This window comes from Luteibacter sp. RCC_6_2 (genome assembly GCF_041360655.1).
In the GTDB taxonomy this organism is placed as follows: domain Bacteria; phylum Pseudomonadota; class Gammaproteobacteria; order Xanthomonadales; family Rhodanobacteraceae; genus Luteibacter.
Genome location: NZ_JBFUPQ010000013.1, coordinates 51,859 through 67,819 on the forward strand (window position 1 = coordinate 51,859; position 15,961 = coordinate 67,819).

The 15,961-nt window shown below is 63.6% G+C and carries 12 protein-coding genes; 5 read left to right on the forward strand and 7 right to left on the reverse strand.

Annotated elements, in window-relative coordinates; genetic code table 11:
- Nucleotides 1-875: 875 nt before the first annotated feature.
- Nucleotides 876-1,940 (reverse strand): PA0069 family radical SAM protein, encoded by a 1,065-nt coding sequence (locus AB6730_RS14700; protein ID WP_371024357.1) that lies wholly within the window; start codon nucleotides 1,938-1,940, stop codon nucleotides 876-878.
- 182 nt (nucleotides 1,941-2,122) lie between these two features.
- Between AB6730_RS14700 and AB6730_RS14705 the strand changes: the two genes are divergently transcribed.
- Nucleotides 2,123-2,899, forward strand: a complete 777-nt coding sequence (locus tag AB6730_RS14705; RefSeq protein ID WP_371024358.1) for an alpha/beta fold hydrolase — start codon at nucleotides 2,123-2,125, stop codon at nucleotides 2,897-2,899.
- Nucleotides 2,900-2,909: 10 nt separating this feature from the next.
- Here AB6730_RS14705 and AB6730_RS14710 read toward each other — a convergent pair whose 3' ends face one another.
- From AB6730_RS14710 to AB6730_RS14720, 3 genes are all read right to left on the reverse strand, one after another.
- Nucleotides 2,910-3,611: an MgtC/SapB family protein gene (locus tag AB6730_RS14710; RefSeq protein ID WP_371024359.1), complete on the reverse strand. Its 702-nt coding sequence runs from the start codon at nucleotides 3,609-3,611 to the stop codon at nucleotides 2,910-2,912.
- A 304-nt stretch (nucleotides 3,612-3,915) separates the two neighbouring features.
- Nucleotides 3,916-5,580 carry an MFS transporter gene (locus tag AB6730_RS14715; RefSeq protein WP_371024360.1) on the reverse strand — a complete coding sequence of 555 codons (1,665 nt, stop codon included), beginning with the start codon at nucleotides 5,578-5,580 and terminating at the stop codon, nucleotides 3,916-3,918.
- Nucleotides 5,581-5,592: 12 nt separating this feature from the next.
- Complete coding sequence (locus tag AB6730_RS14720; protein ID WP_371024361.1) at nucleotides 5,593-7,068, reverse strand: hypothetical protein; 1,476 nt, start codon at nucleotides 7,066-7,068, stop codon at nucleotides 5,593-5,595.
- Nucleotides 7,069-7,234: 166 nt separating this feature from the next.
- On the opposite strand from AB6730_RS14720, the gene acs reads away from it, so the two are divergent.
- The gene (acs, locus tag AB6730_RS14725; RefSeq protein WP_371024362.1) at nucleotides 7,235-9,175 is read left to right on the forward strand and encodes an acetate--CoA ligase; all 1,941 of its coding nucleotides are present in this window, start codon (nucleotides 7,235-7,237) and stop codon (nucleotides 9,173-9,175) included.
- Between the two features lie 3 nt (nucleotides 9,176-9,178).
- Nucleotides 9,179-9,847, forward strand: a complete 669-nt coding sequence (locus AB6730_RS14730; RefSeq protein WP_371024363.1) for a response regulator transcription factor — start codon at nucleotides 9,179-9,181, stop codon at nucleotides 9,845-9,847.
- Nucleotide 9,848: 1 nt separating this feature from the next.
- On the opposite strand, the gene AB6730_RS14735 is transcribed toward AB6730_RS14730, so the two are convergent.
- Entirely contained in the window at nucleotides 9,849-13,334 is a 3,486-nt protein-coding gene (locus AB6730_RS14735; RefSeq protein ID WP_371024364.1) for a NahK/ErcS family hybrid sensor histidine kinase/response regulator, read from the reverse strand.
- Between the two features lie 89 nt (nucleotides 13,335-13,423).
- Here AB6730_RS14735 and AB6730_RS14740 point away from each other — a divergent pair, with 89 nt between their 5' ends.
- A complete protein-coding gene (locus AB6730_RS14740; protein WP_371024365.1) occupies nucleotides 13,424-14,053 on the forward strand; it encodes a 4'-phosphopantetheinyl transferase superfamily protein in 630 nt (209 codons plus the stop codon).
- A 137-nt stretch (nucleotides 14,054-14,190) separates the two neighbouring features.
- The gene (locus AB6730_RS14745; RefSeq protein ID WP_371024366.1) at nucleotides 14,191-14,934 is read left to right on the forward strand and encodes a pyridoxine 5'-phosphate synthase; all 744 of its coding nucleotides are present in this window, start codon (nucleotides 14,191-14,193) and stop codon (nucleotides 14,932-14,934) included.
- A 200-nt stretch (nucleotides 14,935-15,134) separates the two neighbouring features.
- Here AB6730_RS14745 and AB6730_RS14750 read toward each other — a convergent pair whose 3' ends face one another.
- Both AB6730_RS14750 and AB6730_RS14755 read right to left on the reverse strand, forming a co-directional pair.
- The gene (locus AB6730_RS14750) at nucleotides 15,135-15,539 is read right to left on the reverse strand and encodes a biopolymer transporter ExbD (RefSeq protein ID WP_306848550.1); all 405 of its coding nucleotides are present in this window, start codon (nucleotides 15,537-15,539) and stop codon (nucleotides 15,135-15,137) included.
- A 6-nt stretch (nucleotides 15,540-15,545) separates the two neighbouring features.
- Nucleotides 15,546-15,959 (reverse strand): biopolymer transporter ExbD, encoded by a 414-nt coding sequence (locus tag AB6730_RS14755; protein WP_072323402.1) that lies wholly within the window; start codon nucleotides 15,957-15,959, stop codon nucleotides 15,546-15,548.
- Nucleotides 15,960-15,961 lie beyond the last annotated feature (2 nt).

The following is a 15,961-nucleotide window of genomic DNA, read 5'->3' on the forward strand; positions in this document are numbered from 1 at the left end:
GAAGAAAGCTCTTCCGACGCCTTCGTCAGAGACTATGACGTCGCGATATGCCAGTAAGGGAGAAATCACAAGAACTGCCACAAAGGGAATTCCAACGGCGAAATAGATTAAGTCACCGTCTCGAGGTGCTTGGGCGGCCCGCGTAAAAGCATAAATGGCCATCCCCGTCACCGTGAGCGACAGCGCTAGGGCTAACCAGGAAAGCCTGCCGTATCTGAATCTCTTGTACTTAGCCATTCGTCTCAAGACTCGTGCTAACCGGAGGAAGGTCACTATCTGGAAGTAGCGGTCTTAGAGTCCCCGCTCGGCCGATGTGCATGCAAACAGTGTCAGGCAGAGGCCCAGCGCTCGTTTCATGTCGGCAAGACTTACTGGCATAGAGCTCTCCCTAGGCATGGCAATAGTTGAGATTGTGCTACTAACAAGCCGGCCACCGATAAAGCCACCACCACGGCATAGCTAATCGCCCAGGTCAGTCGAAAACGCGTGTGGAAGATACGGCAGATGAGCAACGCGATGCAGGCGGCGATCACTGCACCGCACACGATGACACCTTGTGCCCTCGGGTCATCCCCGGGATATATCGCATAGGTCCGCACGGCGGTGATCAGCAAGAAGGGCAGACCGATCAGGGTGAAGGAGAGCCAGGAGATGTCTTGTTTCGCTGTGCCCGCAATGGGGCGGGTACTCTTGGAAAGACTAGGCACAATTAATGTAGGGGTCGCGCACGACACACACTCGTTGGCGAACGGCGCCAATTCAGCACCACACTTAGTGCATAGCATTTCACGCCCCCTGTGTCGTCCATTATCACGCCGGCAGCCCACCCCAATCGTATCGGGACACTGTCAAAATGGCCAGGCTCACGATGCGCCTCAGAACAGTTCCCCCTGGGGTGAAGTGACCCTAGGCGCCGCAAACCCCGACGTATCCAACACCGTATCCCACGCCCGATCCAACCCCGCCTTCCGCGTCGCCACCTGCACCCGCTTGCGAATAATGTCCGCAAACACCCCCTGCCCACGCATCCGCGTCGCAAAGGTCGAGTCGTAATCCTTCCCGCCATTCATCTGCTGGATCAGGCTGATGATATGCGCCGCGCGATCCGGGTAATGCAACTCCAACCACTCCCGGAACAGCTGCTTGAGCTCGTGCGGCAAGCGCACGCACGTATATCCGATCGAGTTCGCCCCAGCCGCACCTGCCTGTTCGATGATCGCCTCCAGGTCACGCTCGTTGAGCGCCGGAATGATCGGTGCAACGAGCACACCCACGGGAACACCCGCCTTCGCCAAGGTCTCCACCGCCTTCATCCGCCGATGCGGCGCACTTGCACGCGGTTCCAGCTTCGACGCCAGCTTGTTATCCAGCGAGTTGATCGAAACGAATACCTGTACCAGCTTGCGCTCCGCCATCGGTACGAGGATGTCGAGGTCGCGCTCGATCAGCGCGTTCTTCGTGACGATGGTGCACGGATGATTGCACTCGTTGAGCAGCGCCAGCGCGGCGCGAGTGAGACGCCACTTCTTCTCGATCGGCTGGTAAGGATCGGTATTGCTGCCGATGTTGATCGGCTTGCATACGTAGCTGCGCTTGGACAGTTCCGCGCGGAGGATTTCTTCCAGGTTGGTCTTGGCGAACAACTTGGTCTCGAAGTCGAGGCCGGGCGACAGGTTGAGGTAGGCGTGCGAGGGACGCGCATAACAATAGATACAGCCGTGCTCACAACCACGGTAGGGATTGGTCGCCTGCTCGAAACCGACGTCCGGCGAATCGTTCCGCGTGATGACGCTGCGGGCCAGTTCCTCGCGCACTTCGGTCGCGGGCCGGTGCTCGTCGTCCTCGCGGTGCCAGCCGTCGTCCTCGGCTTGGTAGCGCGTGGTTTCGAATCGGCCTTCCGGGTTCGAGGCGGCGCCGCGGCCCTTGTGCCGGCGAATCATGGGGATTGGATCTGACATCGTACAAATGTACGACTCTCCTGTCTCAAATTGCGCGATACAGCGATGACAGGGCCAAGGCCGAGCGTGAATGCGACAAGAAACCCCTCGCGGGCGAGTGCTCCAATCGACGCCCATCGTTGGCCGACGTGCCGCGATGTCCGTCCCCAAAGGAGATCCGCCCCATGCTGCACCGCTCTCTATTTCGTATCGCCACACTGGCTGCCCTGGCCGCCAGCCCGGCAGCCTTCGCCGCCGACAAGCCCACCGTCGTCCTCGTCCACGGCGCCTTCGCCGATGCCTCCAGCTGGAACGGCGTCATCGAGCAGTTGCACAAGGACGGCTACACGGTGGTCGCCGCGGCGAATCCGCTGCGTAGCGTGAAGTCCGACGCCGCCTATATCGCCGACGTCGTGAAGGGCATCAAGTCGCCCGTCGTGCTGGTCGGTCATTCCTACGGCGGTTCGGTGATTACCGAGGCGGCCGAAGGGCAGGACAACGTGAAGGCCCTGGTCTACGTTTCCGCGTTCTCGCCGGAAGTGGGCGAATCCGCCGCGAGCCTCTCGGGCAAGTTCCCGGGCAGCACGCTTGGCCCCGCCCTGGCGCCGCCGGTTGACCTGTCCAATGGCGACAAGGATCTCTACGTACAGCAGGACAAGTTCCCGGCGCAGTTCGCCGGCGACCTCCCGGCGAAGCAGGCCACCGTGATGGCCGCCGAGCAGCGTCCGATCACCGCGTCGGCCTTGAATGAAACCGAAACCGCGGCGGCGTGGAAGCACATCCCGTCGTGGCACATCTACGGCGACTCGGACAAGAACATCCCGCCTGCATCGATGGCCTTCATGGCCGAGCGCGCGAAGTCGAAGAAGACCGTGGTGGTGAAGGGCGCGTCACACGTCGTGATGATCTCGCACCCGAAGGACGTGGCCAGCCTGATCGAGAAGGCCGCCAAGGGCGACTGAGCCAGACACGCTAGCGCTTCGCGAGATCCGGTGAGTCGTAACTCACCGACTTGAGCCCGTCCACCTGGCGTAATACATCAGCCAGCGCGGCAAGCTGGTCATGGCGGACGGGTTTGGCGAAGAAGATGGTGACGACGTCGTCGCCATCTTCTTCACGACGCAGCACGGTCTTGGCAAACGGCAGGTGCTGTTCGGCGAGCGCCCTTTCACACGCGGCCAATGCGTTCGTGCCGGTCAGTCTCGCAACGAGGCGTGGCCTTCGACCCTTCCTCCCCGTGAAGCGCCGCTCCACTGGTTTCAGCAAGGCGAGGATCACCCAGATGATCGCGGTGGCCATGACGGCTGCCGCATAGAGGCCGCTACCGGCGGCAAGTCCCACCGATGCCACGGCCCACAAGCTTGCGGCCGTCGTGAGGCCACGCACGATCTGGTCGCGTTCCACGAACAGGATCGTGCCTGCGCCGAGGAAGCCGACGCCACTGATGACCTGGGCGGCGATACGCGATGGGTCCAGCACGACGTGCGGTGCGTTGATGACGTCGGCGAAACCGAAGGCGGACACCACGATCGCCAGCCCGGCACCCACACCGACGAGCATGTGCGTGCGCAATCCGGCGGTCCATTCCAGCCTTCCACGGTTGAGGCCGATGATGCCGCTCAGGACGGCGGCGGTGGCCAGGCGAAGGAAGATGTCGATGGGGGCGAGGCTCATGAAACCAGCGTACGGCGCGGCCGATAAAGACGCCGTGACCTGCGACAGCATTAAATGCCCGGTGTAACCGATGCTGTGGTGTAACCGATGCTGTGGTGTAACCGATGCTGTGGTGTAACCGATGCTGTGGTGTAACCGATGCTGCGGTGTAACCGATGCTCTGGTGGGAAGCCGCTTCAGCGGCGATGGGTGCTTGCCGTGACCTGGCCCGCTGCCGCGGGATCGCCGACAGGGTCGGCTCCCACCGGAAAAAAACCGGCGGCCTTACGGCCGCCGGCTTGTATCACTCACGACGCAGCGTGGCTCAATGCTCCAGCGGAACATCCTTCGTTTCACGGACGCAGAACAATCCGACGATGAAGGTCATCAGCGCCACCGCCACCGGATACCAGAGTCCGTAGTAGATGTCGCCCTTCCAAGCTACCAGCATGAAGCCGATGGTCGGTACGAAGCCGCCGAACCAACCATTGCCGATGTGATACGGCAGGCTCATCGAGGTGTAGCGGATACGCGTCGGGAACATCTCCACCAGCCATGCGGCGATCGGGCCGTAGACCATCGTCACGTAGAGCACGAGGATCGCCAGCAGCAACACCAGCATCGGATAGTTCGATTGCGCCGGGTCGGCCTTTTCCGGGTATCCGGCGGCCTTGACCTGTGCCGTCACCTTCGCGGTGAACTCCTTGCTCTGCGCGGTGAACGCCGCCTTGTCCAGACCGGTGCCTTCGAACGATTCGATCACGTCGTCGCCGATCTTCACCGTGGCCAAGGTGCCCGCCGGTGCTTCCGCGTTGCTATACGGAATGCCCTTCTTGGCGAGAACGCTCTTGGCCACGTCGCACGAGCTGGTGAAGGTCTTCTTGCCGACGGGATCGAACTGGAACGTGCAGGCGTTCGGGTCGGCGGTGACCACCACCGGCGCCGAGGCGGCGGCGGCTTCCACGGCGGGATTACCGAAGTGGGTAAGGCCCTTGAAGATAGGGAACATCGTCAGCGCGGCGATCAGGCAACCGGCCAGCACGATGGTCTTGCGACCGATCTTGTCGGACAGCCAACCGAAGAACACGAAGAACGGTGTGCCGATGAGCAGCGCGGCGGCGATCAACAGGTTCGCCGTGGTGCCGTCGATCTTCAGGCTCTGGGTCAGGAAGTAGAGCGAGTAGAACTGGCCCGTGTACCAGACCACCGCCTGGCCGGCCGTGGCGCCGAGCAGGGCGAAGATCACAAGCTTGAGGTTCTTCCACTGGCCAAAGGCTTCCGTGAGCGGCGCCTTCGACTGCTTGCCCTCGGCCTTCATCTGCTTGAACACCGGCGACTCTTGCAGCTGCAACCGGATGTACACCGACACGCCGACCAGCACCGCCGAGATCAGGAACGGGATGCGCCAGCCCCAGGCTTCGAACTGCTCGGTACCCAGGCCGAGACGCGTACCCAGGATCACCAGAAGCGACAGGAATAAACCGAAGGTCGCGGTGATCTGGATGAAGCTGGTGTACAGGCCGCGCTTGCCCTGTGGCGCATGCTCCGCGACGTAGGTGGCCGCGCCACCGTATTCGCCGCCGAGTGCCAGGCCCTGCAGCAATCGCAACAGGATGAGCAGGACGGGCGCGAGCACACCCATCGTCGAATATCCAGGCAGCACACCGACCAGGAAGGTCGAGGTACCCATGATGACGATGGTGATCAGGAACGTGTACTTGCGTCCGATGAGGTCGCCGACGCGACCGAACACGATCGCGCCGAACGGGCGCACCGCGAAACCGGCGGCGAAGGCGAGCAGCGCGAAGATGAACTGGCTGGTCTCGTTCAGGCCGGTGAAGAACTGCTTGCCGATGATCGCGGCGAGCGATCCATAGAGGTAGAAGTCATACCATTCGAAAACCGTGCCGAGGCTGGACGCGAAGATCACGCGCTTGTGGCTGGTTCCAATCGTGCCGTCGGCTCGAAGGCCGCCTGCGGTAGTCGCCATATCGGTCTCCAATCAGAACCGGTAGTTGCCGTTGAGGGTGAACTCGTTCGCCGACGTCTTTTGCCGGCCGAGGCCGTTGGTCGTGGTCGAATCGAGATTGGAATGGATCCATTCCACGCTGAGGTCGTACGAACCGGCGGTGTATTGCAGGCTGAGCGCCTGCTGGCGATTCTTCAGCAAACCGGCCGTGTTCGGCGCACGCCAGCGCAGCACGTCGCCCTCGTCGGGCTTGCTGGCCGAGGCGAAGCCGTAGACGCTCCAGTTCGGGGTGAACTTGTAGCCGACCTGGAGGTAACCGCCCTTGTCCTTGATGTCGCCGAACTGCGAGAGGTCGCCGAAGATCTGGCCGATGGCATTACCCGTATAGAGAGCGCTCTTCACGATGAAGTTGCCCGGCATCCACATGCCGCCCACTTCGAACGCCGTGCTCTTGATGTTGCTCTTGATCGGCGTGATCACCGTGCCGTCCACGCCATGCAGGTCCATCTTGCTGTAGTGGCCGGCGGCGAAGGCCTGCCAGTTGCTGCCCTTCGCCGTGATCCTCGCTTCGACCTGCGGCTTGAAGCCCGCATTGCCCGCCGTGAGGTAGTTCGTGGTCAGGCCGGGGCCGTTCCAGCTGCCTTCGAGCACGGCGAGGTCGAAGCGCCACTTGGTGCCCGTCGAGCCGTGGTTGAGGTCCTGCATCCAGATCACGCCCGGATAGCGCCAACCGATGACGCCGGTGCCATAGCCCAGCGGGAAGGCGATATGCGAGAGCGACTGCGGCACGTAGTCGAGCGGGAACATGAGGTCCCACATCTGGCCCACGCGGAAGGTGGTGCCCGTATTCGCGTTGGTGATGTCCATGTACGCCTGGCGCAGGCGCGGTGTCGGCTGCTGCTGGCTGTAGGGACCGGTACCGTTGAAGCCGCCGAAGAAGTCCATCTCGATGCGGCCACCGCCACCCCAGTTCTCGGTGAACTTGGCGCCGGTGAAGTCGAGCCAGAAGCGCGTGTTGCGCACGTCCACGCCGCTGAGCGAATCGTTCACGCGGCCGCCCTGGCCGGGAATCGGATATTCGGCGTTGGCACCGTTACCGAAGGTGTATCCCTTGCTCTGGGTGAAGGCGTTGGCGTTGATGAAACCGTGCAGCGCCACGGATACGCCGGGCGCCGAGGTGAACGTGGGCTTGGCCGGTACGGCGGCGACGGTCTTCTCGACCTTGGCGACCTTGTCATCGGTCTGCTGCGCCTGGGTCTGCGCGGCTTGCGCCGTGGCCGTGGCCTGCGTGGTGGCCGCCTTCTGTTCCTGGATCATGGCTTTCAGCTCGGCGAGCTGCTGCTCGAGCTGGTTCACCCTGGACTCGAGTTCCGCTTCGCGGCTGGAGGCCTTCTTCGACTTGGACTGGGCGTGGGCCGTGTCCGGCACCGCCGCCATGGGCAGCATCAGGGCACAGGCCACACTCAGGGCGATGGCCTTGCGGCCACCGGAACGGATCGTCTTCATCATGGTCTCCCCAACCATTGGCGAGCCGAGCATGTGACACACCCGGGTGGGGTGCCATTCGCCAAAGGTCGAACCTCGACCAAAGTCGTAGCGGAGTCGCAGCTTTATGTTGCGCCGCGAGGCTAAACTTCGGGCATAGCCCCACGCACCCTCGTCTCCAGGAGCAAGCATGTCCGATATCCATCCGGTCGATCCCGCCTTCGCCGCCCAGGCGCGCGTCCGCAAGGGCGACTATGAGCGCATGTACGCCCGTTCCATCCAGGACCCCGAGGGCTTCTGGAAGGAAATGAGCGAACGGCTGGACTGGATCGTGCCGCCGACGAAGATCAAGGACGTGTCCTTCGACCCGGCCGACCTGCATATCCGCTGGTATGAGGACGGCCAGCTCAACGTCTCGGCCAACTGCCTCGACCGGCATCTGGACCAGCGCGGCGACAAGACGGCCATCATTTTCGAAGGCGACGATCCGGGCGAGTCGCGCAGCATCACCTACCGGGAGTTGCACGCCGAGGTATGCAAGTTCGCCAACACGCTGAAGAACCTGGGCGTGGCCAAGGGCGATCGCGTGGTGATCTATCTGCCGATGATCCCCGAGGCGGCCGTGGCGATGCTCGCGTGCGCGCGTATCGGCGCGGTGCATTCCGTGGTGTTCGGCGGCTTCTCGCCCGATTCCCTGGCCAGCCGCATCGCCGATTCCGGCGCCAAGCTGATCGTCACCGCCGACGAGGGTTGCCGCGGCGGCAAGAAGATCCCGCTCAAGGCCAACGTCGACGAGTCGCTGACCCGGCCGCGCACCAACAGCGTGGAAACCGTGATCGTGGTGCGCCGCACCGGCGGTGCCATCAACCTGCAGTCGCCGCGCGACCGCTGGTACCACACGCTGATGGAAGGGCAGTCCACCGACTGCGCCTACGAGCCGATGAACGCGGAAGATCCGCTGTTCACCCTTTATACCTCCGGCTCCACCGGCCAGCCCAAGGGGGTGTTGCACACCAGCGGCGGCTACCTCGTCTATACCAGCCTGACGCATGAGCTGACCTTCGACCTGCGCGAGGACGACATCTACTGGTGCACGGCCGACGTGGGCTGGATCACCGGTCATAGCTACGTCGTCTACGGCCCGCTGGCCAATGGTGCCACCGTGGTGATGTTCGACGGCGTGCCGAACTACCCGGACTTCAGCCGCTTCTGGCAAGTGGTCGACAAACACAAGGTCACCCTGTTCTACACGGCACCGACGGCCATCCGTGCGCTGATGCGCGAGGGCGAAGGCCCGGTGAAAAAGACCTCGCGCAAGAGCCTGCGCCTGCTCGGTACGGTGGGCGAGCCGATCAATCCCGAGGCATGGAACTGGTACTACCGCGTGGTGGGCGACGAGCGCTGCCCGATCGTGGACACGTGGTGGCAGACGGAAACCGGCGGCTTCCTCATCACGCCGTTCCCCGGCGCGACCGACCTGAAGCCGGGTTCGGCGACGCTGCCGTTCTTCGGCATCGTGCCGGCCATCGTCGATGCCGAAGGCCGTCAGCAGGAAGGCGCATGCAGCGGCAACCTCGTGATCACGGATTCGTGGCCGGGGCAGATGCGCACCGTGTATGGCGATCACCAGCGCTTCATCGACACGTATTTCAAGACCTATCCGGGCAATTACTTCACCGGCGACGGCGCGCGCCGCGACGAGGATGGCTACTACTGGATCACCGGCCGCGTGGACGACGTGATCAACGTGTCCGGCCACCGCATCGGTACCGCCGAGGTGGAAAGCGCGCTCGTGGCGCATCCGAAAGTGGCCGAGGCCGCCGTGGTCGGTTGCCCGCACGACATCAAGGGCCAGGGCATCTATGCCTTCGTCACCCTCAATGCAGGGGAAACGGGCAGCGACGAGCTGATCAAGGAGCTGATCGCCGGCGTGCGCAAGGAGATCGGCCCCATCGCCGCGCCCGATCACCTGCAATGGGCACCGGGCCTGCCGAAGACACGATCGGGCAAGATCATGCGCCGCATCTTGCGCAAGATCGCGGAGAACCAGCCCGATCAACTGGGCGATGTGTCCACGCTGGCGGACCCCGGCGTGGTAAAGAACCTCGTGGAAGAACGGTTGATCAAGTAGCCCATGTCCGATGTCCTGATCGCAGACGACCATCCGCTGTTTCGCGACGCATTGCAGCGTGCGGTGCTGGCGGCGCTGCCGGACGCCACCGTGCATACCGCCGACAGCGTGCCCGCGCTGTTCGCCCTGATCGAATCCCTGCCCGACGCGGACCTGCTGTTGATGGACCTGCACATGCCGGGCGCCCGGGGTTACTCGGCACTCGCGCATATTCGCGGGCAGTACCCGGGATTGCCGACGATCGTGGTATCCGGCCACGAGGAAGGGCAGATCGCCCGGCGGGCGCTTGCACACGGCGCATCCGCGTACATCCCGAAGTCGGCGGCGGTGGAACAGATCGTCGAGGCGGTGCGCACCGTGCTCGATGGCGACGTATGGCTGCCGCATCAGCTGGTCGGCGGCAGCGTGGAACTGAAAGCGGACGAGGCCGACGTGGCCGCCCGCGTGGCGTCACTCACGCCACAGCAGTTCCGTGTGCTCACGATGATCGCGGAAGGTTTGCTCAACAAGCAGATCGCCTATGACCTGGGTGTGTCCGAGGCGACGGTGAAGGCGCACATGACAGCGATCATGCGCAAGCTGGGCGTCTCGAATCGCACGCAGGTGGCGCTGGCGGCAAGCCACCTCGACGTGGAGAAGGAAACCTTCCCGGGCGTTTCCCAGGAAGGTTGATTCAGGCGGCGTGCGTGCCGGTTCGCTTTGCCAGCGCGACCAGCAAGGCACGAAGCGCGGCGGGACGCACCGGCTTGTGCAGCAGGGGATAACCCAGCGTGCGTGCGCGTTGCTTCAGTTCCGTGCTGCCATCCGCCGTGACCATCGCCGCCGGTGGCATCGGCGCGATCTTCGTGCCGAGAAGATGCAGTGCCTCCAGCCCATCCATCTCGTCGCCGAGATGATAGTCGGCGAGGATCAGGTCGACGTGTGTCGTGGAAAGAATGTCCATCGCTGTATCGACATCGACGGCGAGACGACAATCGACACCCCAACGGCCGAGCAGCGCGCGCATGCCCTCCAGGATGGTTTCGTCGTTGTCCAGGCAGAGCACGGTGAGCGGCAACTGCTCGCCACCACCTGGGCGAACGACGGCGGGGGCACGCTTGCGCGACACGGCTTCGGTACGCGGCACGGAGATGCTGAAGCAGCTGCCGTGTCCCACGCGCGAACGCAGGCCTAGCGGGTGGCCGAGAATCCCAGCGAGGCGGTCGCAGATCGATAGCCCCAGACCGAGGCCTTTTTCGCCCCAGGGCGAGGGCCGTTCCAGTCGCTGGAACTCACCGAAGATCCGCGCTTGCTGTTCGTGTGCGATACCCGGGCCGCTGTCCCAGACTTCGATGCGTGCCTGCTCGCCGTTGCGACGAACGCCCAACACGACACCACCGGCGCGCGTGTATCGCAACGCGTTGGAAAGGAAGTTCGCGACGATACGGCGCAGCAGCTGTGCATCGGTACGTACGGATAGCGAAGTCGGCACGACGTGCAAGGTCAATCCGCGCTGCTCGGCGACCACGGCGAACTGTTGTCGCAACGAGTCGAACAGATCGGCCAGCGCGAAGGGAGCGATTTCGGGGCGGTAGCTGCCGGCATCGAGTCGCGAGACGTCGAGCAAGGCATCGAGCAGGTCTTCCGCGGCGCGGAACGAGGCATCGATACGCTCCGCGAGTTGGGCCGCTTCGCTGTCGAGTCCCGGGTGTTGTCGAAGTGCCGACGTGAAGAGGCGCGCGGCATTCAGGGGCTGGAGAAGATCGTGGCTGGCCGCGGCGAGGAAGCGTGTTTTCGACGCGTTGGCCGCTTCCGCCTCGCGGCGTGCAATCGCCGTCGCGGTCAAGGCTTCGGACAGTTCCGCCGTGCGCACGTCCACGCGTTGCTCCAACGTTTCGTTCGCGTCGATAAGCGCCTGCTCGACCGACTTGTATGCCGTGACATCGGTGAAAGTCGTCACGAAGCCGCCGCCAGGCAAGGCGCGTCCGCGCATTTCGATCACGGTACCGTCCGGCCGCACGCGCTGGAACACGTGTGGCGAGCCGGCGCGCATGTAGCGGATACGCTTGGCCACGTGCTCGTCTACCTCACCGGGACCGCACTCGCCATGTTCGGCATTCCAGCGGATCAGGTCGGCGACGGGCAGGCCGACGTACACCATGCCTTCCGGGTAATCGAACAGTTCCAGGTAACGGCGGTTCCACGCAACCAATCGCATCTCGCCGTCGACCACGCTGATGCCTTGCGAGACGTTCTCCAACGTCGTCGACAACAGCTCGCGGTTGAAGCGTAGTTCCTGCGACGCCTCGTCCATGAGTGCCATGGCCTCGGCGATATCCAGGCCTGTGCCGGACAACGCGCCCATGAGGATGCGTCGCGCACTGGCCGCGCCCACGGCACTGGCGAGGAGGCGTTCGGTGAACTGGATGAGCGGGCGGTCGGCGGAGTCGGTGGGGGAGAGCGTCACGCCATGACGTTGGCCGTACTCGTTGAATGCGCGCACCGTCACGCGGTCGCCGACGATCCGGCCGGCGATCGTGCCGAGGTCACGCACGGTCACGCGGCCACGCCAGTCGCCCGCGCCGGTGGCGCTGCGCACGAAGGGATCGACGAAGAGTGCCGCATGCAAGCGTTCGGCCACGCTCGGGCGGAAGCGCAACGAGATGAAGATGAGACAGCCCACGTTGAACAGCAGCGACCAGAATGTTCCGTGCGTGACGGACTCCCATCCTGACAGGTGGAACAGCTCGGTCGGTTTCAGCCAGCCGATACCGAAGGGACCGTCGTCCATCCATGCAGGATGCAACCATCCCGCACGCGTCATCGCGGGAAGCAGCAAGGTGTATGCCCAGACGATGAAACCCGCCAACAAGCCGACATATACGCCTACTCGGCTCGCGCCACGCCAGTACAGCGCGGACACGATGGCGGGTGCGAACTGTGCAACGGCGGCGAACGACAGCAGGCCCGTCGCGGCAAGATTCTCGGCATCCGCAATCACGCGGTAGTACATGTATGCGAGGCCCGCGAGCGCCACGATGGCGATACGACGAACGAGCAACACGATGTTCGACAGATCGCCGCGCCGCTCGAGGTCGAGGCGTTTCACGCGCAGCAAGGCCGGCATCACCAGGTCGTTGCTGATCATGGTCGCCAGCGCGACCGCGGCGACGATCACCATGCCGGTGGCGGCGGAGAATCCTCCGACGAACGCGAGCAGGGCCATGCCGTTGTCGCCGAGTGCGATCGGCAGGTTCAATACCCAGGCGTCCACGTGGCCCTGTGTCACCTGCGGCAGGTGGAGGCCGGCGCTGACGATAGGCAGCACGGCCACCGAGATCAGGATCATGTAGATCGGAAAGAACCAGCGCGCACGGCGCAGATCGCGCGGGTCTTCACACTCGACGACACCGATCTGGAACTGCCGGGGCAGGCAGAACATGGCGCAGAAGGCGAGCAGGGTCTGTGCGACGAAGCCCGGTGGCATGCTGCCTTTCTCCACCTGGAGCATCGGCGCGCGCATGGTTTCGACGATGCCCGGTCCATGCAGGTAGGCGTAGATGCCGATGGCGACGAAGGCCAGCAGCTTCACCAGTGATTCCACCGCCACCGCCAGCATCATGCCGTGGTGATGTTCCGTGGCATCGATGTTGCGGGTACCGAACAGGATGGCGAAGACGGCGAGAAGGGCGGCGCACCACAGCGCGGTATCCCCGAACCACCATGCGGTACTGCCCGAACCCAGCACGGAGAACGACATCGCCACGGCTTTGAACTGCAGCGCGATGTACGGAATGATCGCGACCACGGCGATGATGGCGACGAGCGCGGCGAGACCGTGCGACTTACCGAAACGTGCGGCGATGAAGTCGGCGATCGAGGTGATGTTGCGCTCGCGAGCCACGAGCACCAGCCGTTCGAGCAGGCCGAAACCGAGGACGAAGAGAAGCAGGGGCCCGAGGTAGATCGGCAGGTAGGACAAGCCCGAACGGGCGGCGGTACCGACCGCGCCATAGAACGTCCACGACGAACAGTACACCGCCAACGCCAGGCTGTAGACGACGGGACGCAGCTTCGGCTGTCGTGGATACAGCGGGCGTCGATCTCCCACATAGGCGATCGCGAAGAGAAGCCCCACATAGAGCAGCGACACCAGCAGCAAAAGCCAGCCTGCGATCACGAATGGCGCTCCCCGTATGGCACGGGCTCATTCTAGGGCCTGATGGCTGCGTGTTGCAGATCCGTTCCATTCAAAGCACGATCAACCGAATGAGCGATGCCCCGCCTCCCGTCCCGGTCCTGGGTCACGATGAAATCCACATCTGGCCCACCCGCTGGTCCGGCGGCGCCGGCGAAGTGGCGTTCGCCAGCCTGCTCGCCACCTATGCGGGCGCCGGTTCGCCGCCCATCGAACGCGGCGAACACGGAAAACCCCGGTTCCCGCCGCCGTTCGACACCCTGGGTTTCAACTGGTCGCACAGTGGCGATGTCGCCGTGCTGGCAGTAGGACGGGGACCGGCGGGCTTCGAGGTGGGTGTCGACGTCGAAACCATCCGTCCACGGGCGCGCGCCCTCGAGCTTTCGAAGCGATTCTTTGCACCGGATGAGACGGCCGTGCTCGAAGCGTTACCCGACGTGGACCGCCTGGCTGGCTTCCTCTCCCTGTGGACAGCCAAGGAAGCCGTGTTGAAAGCACACGGCGGCGGGCTTTCCTATGGTCTGCATCGCGTGTCGTTCAGTTTTTCGGCCGGCGTCGCCACGCCAGCCCACTTCGATGGCGACGTGGGACCGGCATCAGGATGGCGCATTCAGCCACTCACCTTGGGCGAAGGCCTGGTGTCCGCCGTTGCCTGGCGCGGTCATGAACGGCGCGTCCGCGTCTTCACATTTCCGCTTTGAACCTTTTCCCCGCGGGCCGTGTCTGATTCAACGTGTGTGTGACCGTGGAGTGCGCCACAGGGACGTGGCGAGTTATGCTGGGATGACAGTCATTACGCACGTTGCAATGGCGGCGTGCGTTTTTTTATGGACCGTCGATGACCCTACTCAGCGTCAACCTCAACAAGATCGCCGTGTTGCGCAACTCGCGCGGCGGCGATGAACCGGATATCGCCACCGCCGCGAATACCTGCATCGATGCGGGCTGCGGCGGTCTCACCGTGCATCCGCGCCCCGACATGCGCCACGTCACGCCCGACGATGTACGCACCTTGGCCGGATTGCTCCGCGGCCGCGTCGAGTACAACATCGAAGGCAATCCCTTCGCCGGGCCGCGTGGCGCATATCCCGGCCTGATCGAACTCGCCCGCGAAGTGAGGCCCACCCAGGTCACCCTGGTACCCGACAGTGACGGCCAGATCACCTCCGACCATGGTTTCGATCTCACCCAGGACATCGAGCTGCTCAAGCCGGTGGTCGCCGCGTTCCGCGAGCTCGGTTGCCGGGTCAGCGTGTTCGTCGACGCGGGCGGCGAGGGCTTCGCTCAGGCGAAGGCCATCGGCATCCAGCGCATCGAGCTCTATACCGGTCCTTATGCAGCCGCTTTCGGGAAAGGCGATGCACGGGCAGAGCTCGCATCGTTCGTGGATACCGCGACGCGTGCGCAACAGGCGGGGCTCGCGGTAAACGCGGGGCACGATCTCAGCCAGGCGAACCTAGGTACGTTCAAGTCCGCCATTCCTGGCCTCGCCGAGGTATCGATCGGCCATGCGTTGATCGGCGAAGCGTTGTACCAGGGCTTGGCCAACACCGTACGCGCGTACCTCGACATTCTTTCCTGAGCGCAACGGCGGAAGCCGAAAGCAAACCCGACACGGGAGCGATGAACCGGCAAGCCCCGGTGGGCAGAGCCGTTACGTGTCAGCCTCCCACCCGGTTCCGGCAGTGGCATGTGCGCATGCGAACCCGGAAATGCGCGAAGAACCAAAAAAAAACCCCGCCGGAAGGCGGGGTTTTCGGTGTTACCGGACGACCGTTGCGATCAGTTGTTGACGAAACCGATCTTGGTCAGGCCCTGGCCCTTCGCGTCGGAGAGCACGCGTGCCACGACCTCGTACTGGACCGCGTCATCCGCGTCGATCTGCAGTTCCGGCTGGTTCGACTGCTGGGCGATCACCGCGATCTGAGCCTTGAGGCCCAGTTCGTCGACCGGTGTGTCGTTCCAGTACAGCGAGCCATCCTGGCGAATCTGCAGCCGGACGGGATCCGGCGGATTCTCTGGGTTGACGATGTTCGGGTTCGGCTGCGGCAGATCGATCTTGATCTTATGCGACAGCATCGGAGCCGTGATCATGAAGATGATCAGGAGCACCAGCATCACGTCGACGAGCGGCGTGACGTTGATGTCCGACATCGGGCCACCGGAGTTGCCTGAGCTGAATGCCATGGTTCGTTACTCCTTGCCAGTCGACATGAAGCCGACGTGGACCATGCCGGCATCCTTGGCGTCGCCAAGGATCTTCTTTACCACCTTGTATTCGGTGGTGCGGTCCGCACGGATCTGGAGTTCCGGCTGCGGCGACTTCGCCGCCGCAACCGCGAACTGGGCCTTCAGTTCAGCCTCGCTGACTTCACCGTCATTGAGGAAGTACGTACCGTCCGGCTTGACCGCGAGATCCATCGGTTCGACCGGGGTGTCATCCTTAACGTTCGGATTAGCCTTCGGCAGATCGATCTGGACCTTATGGGACATCAGAGGTGCCGTGATCATGAAGATGATCAGCAGAACCAGCATCACGTCGACGAGCGGCGTGACGTTGATTTCCGACATCGGACCGCCACTGTTGCCCCCGCTGCTCATAGCCATGG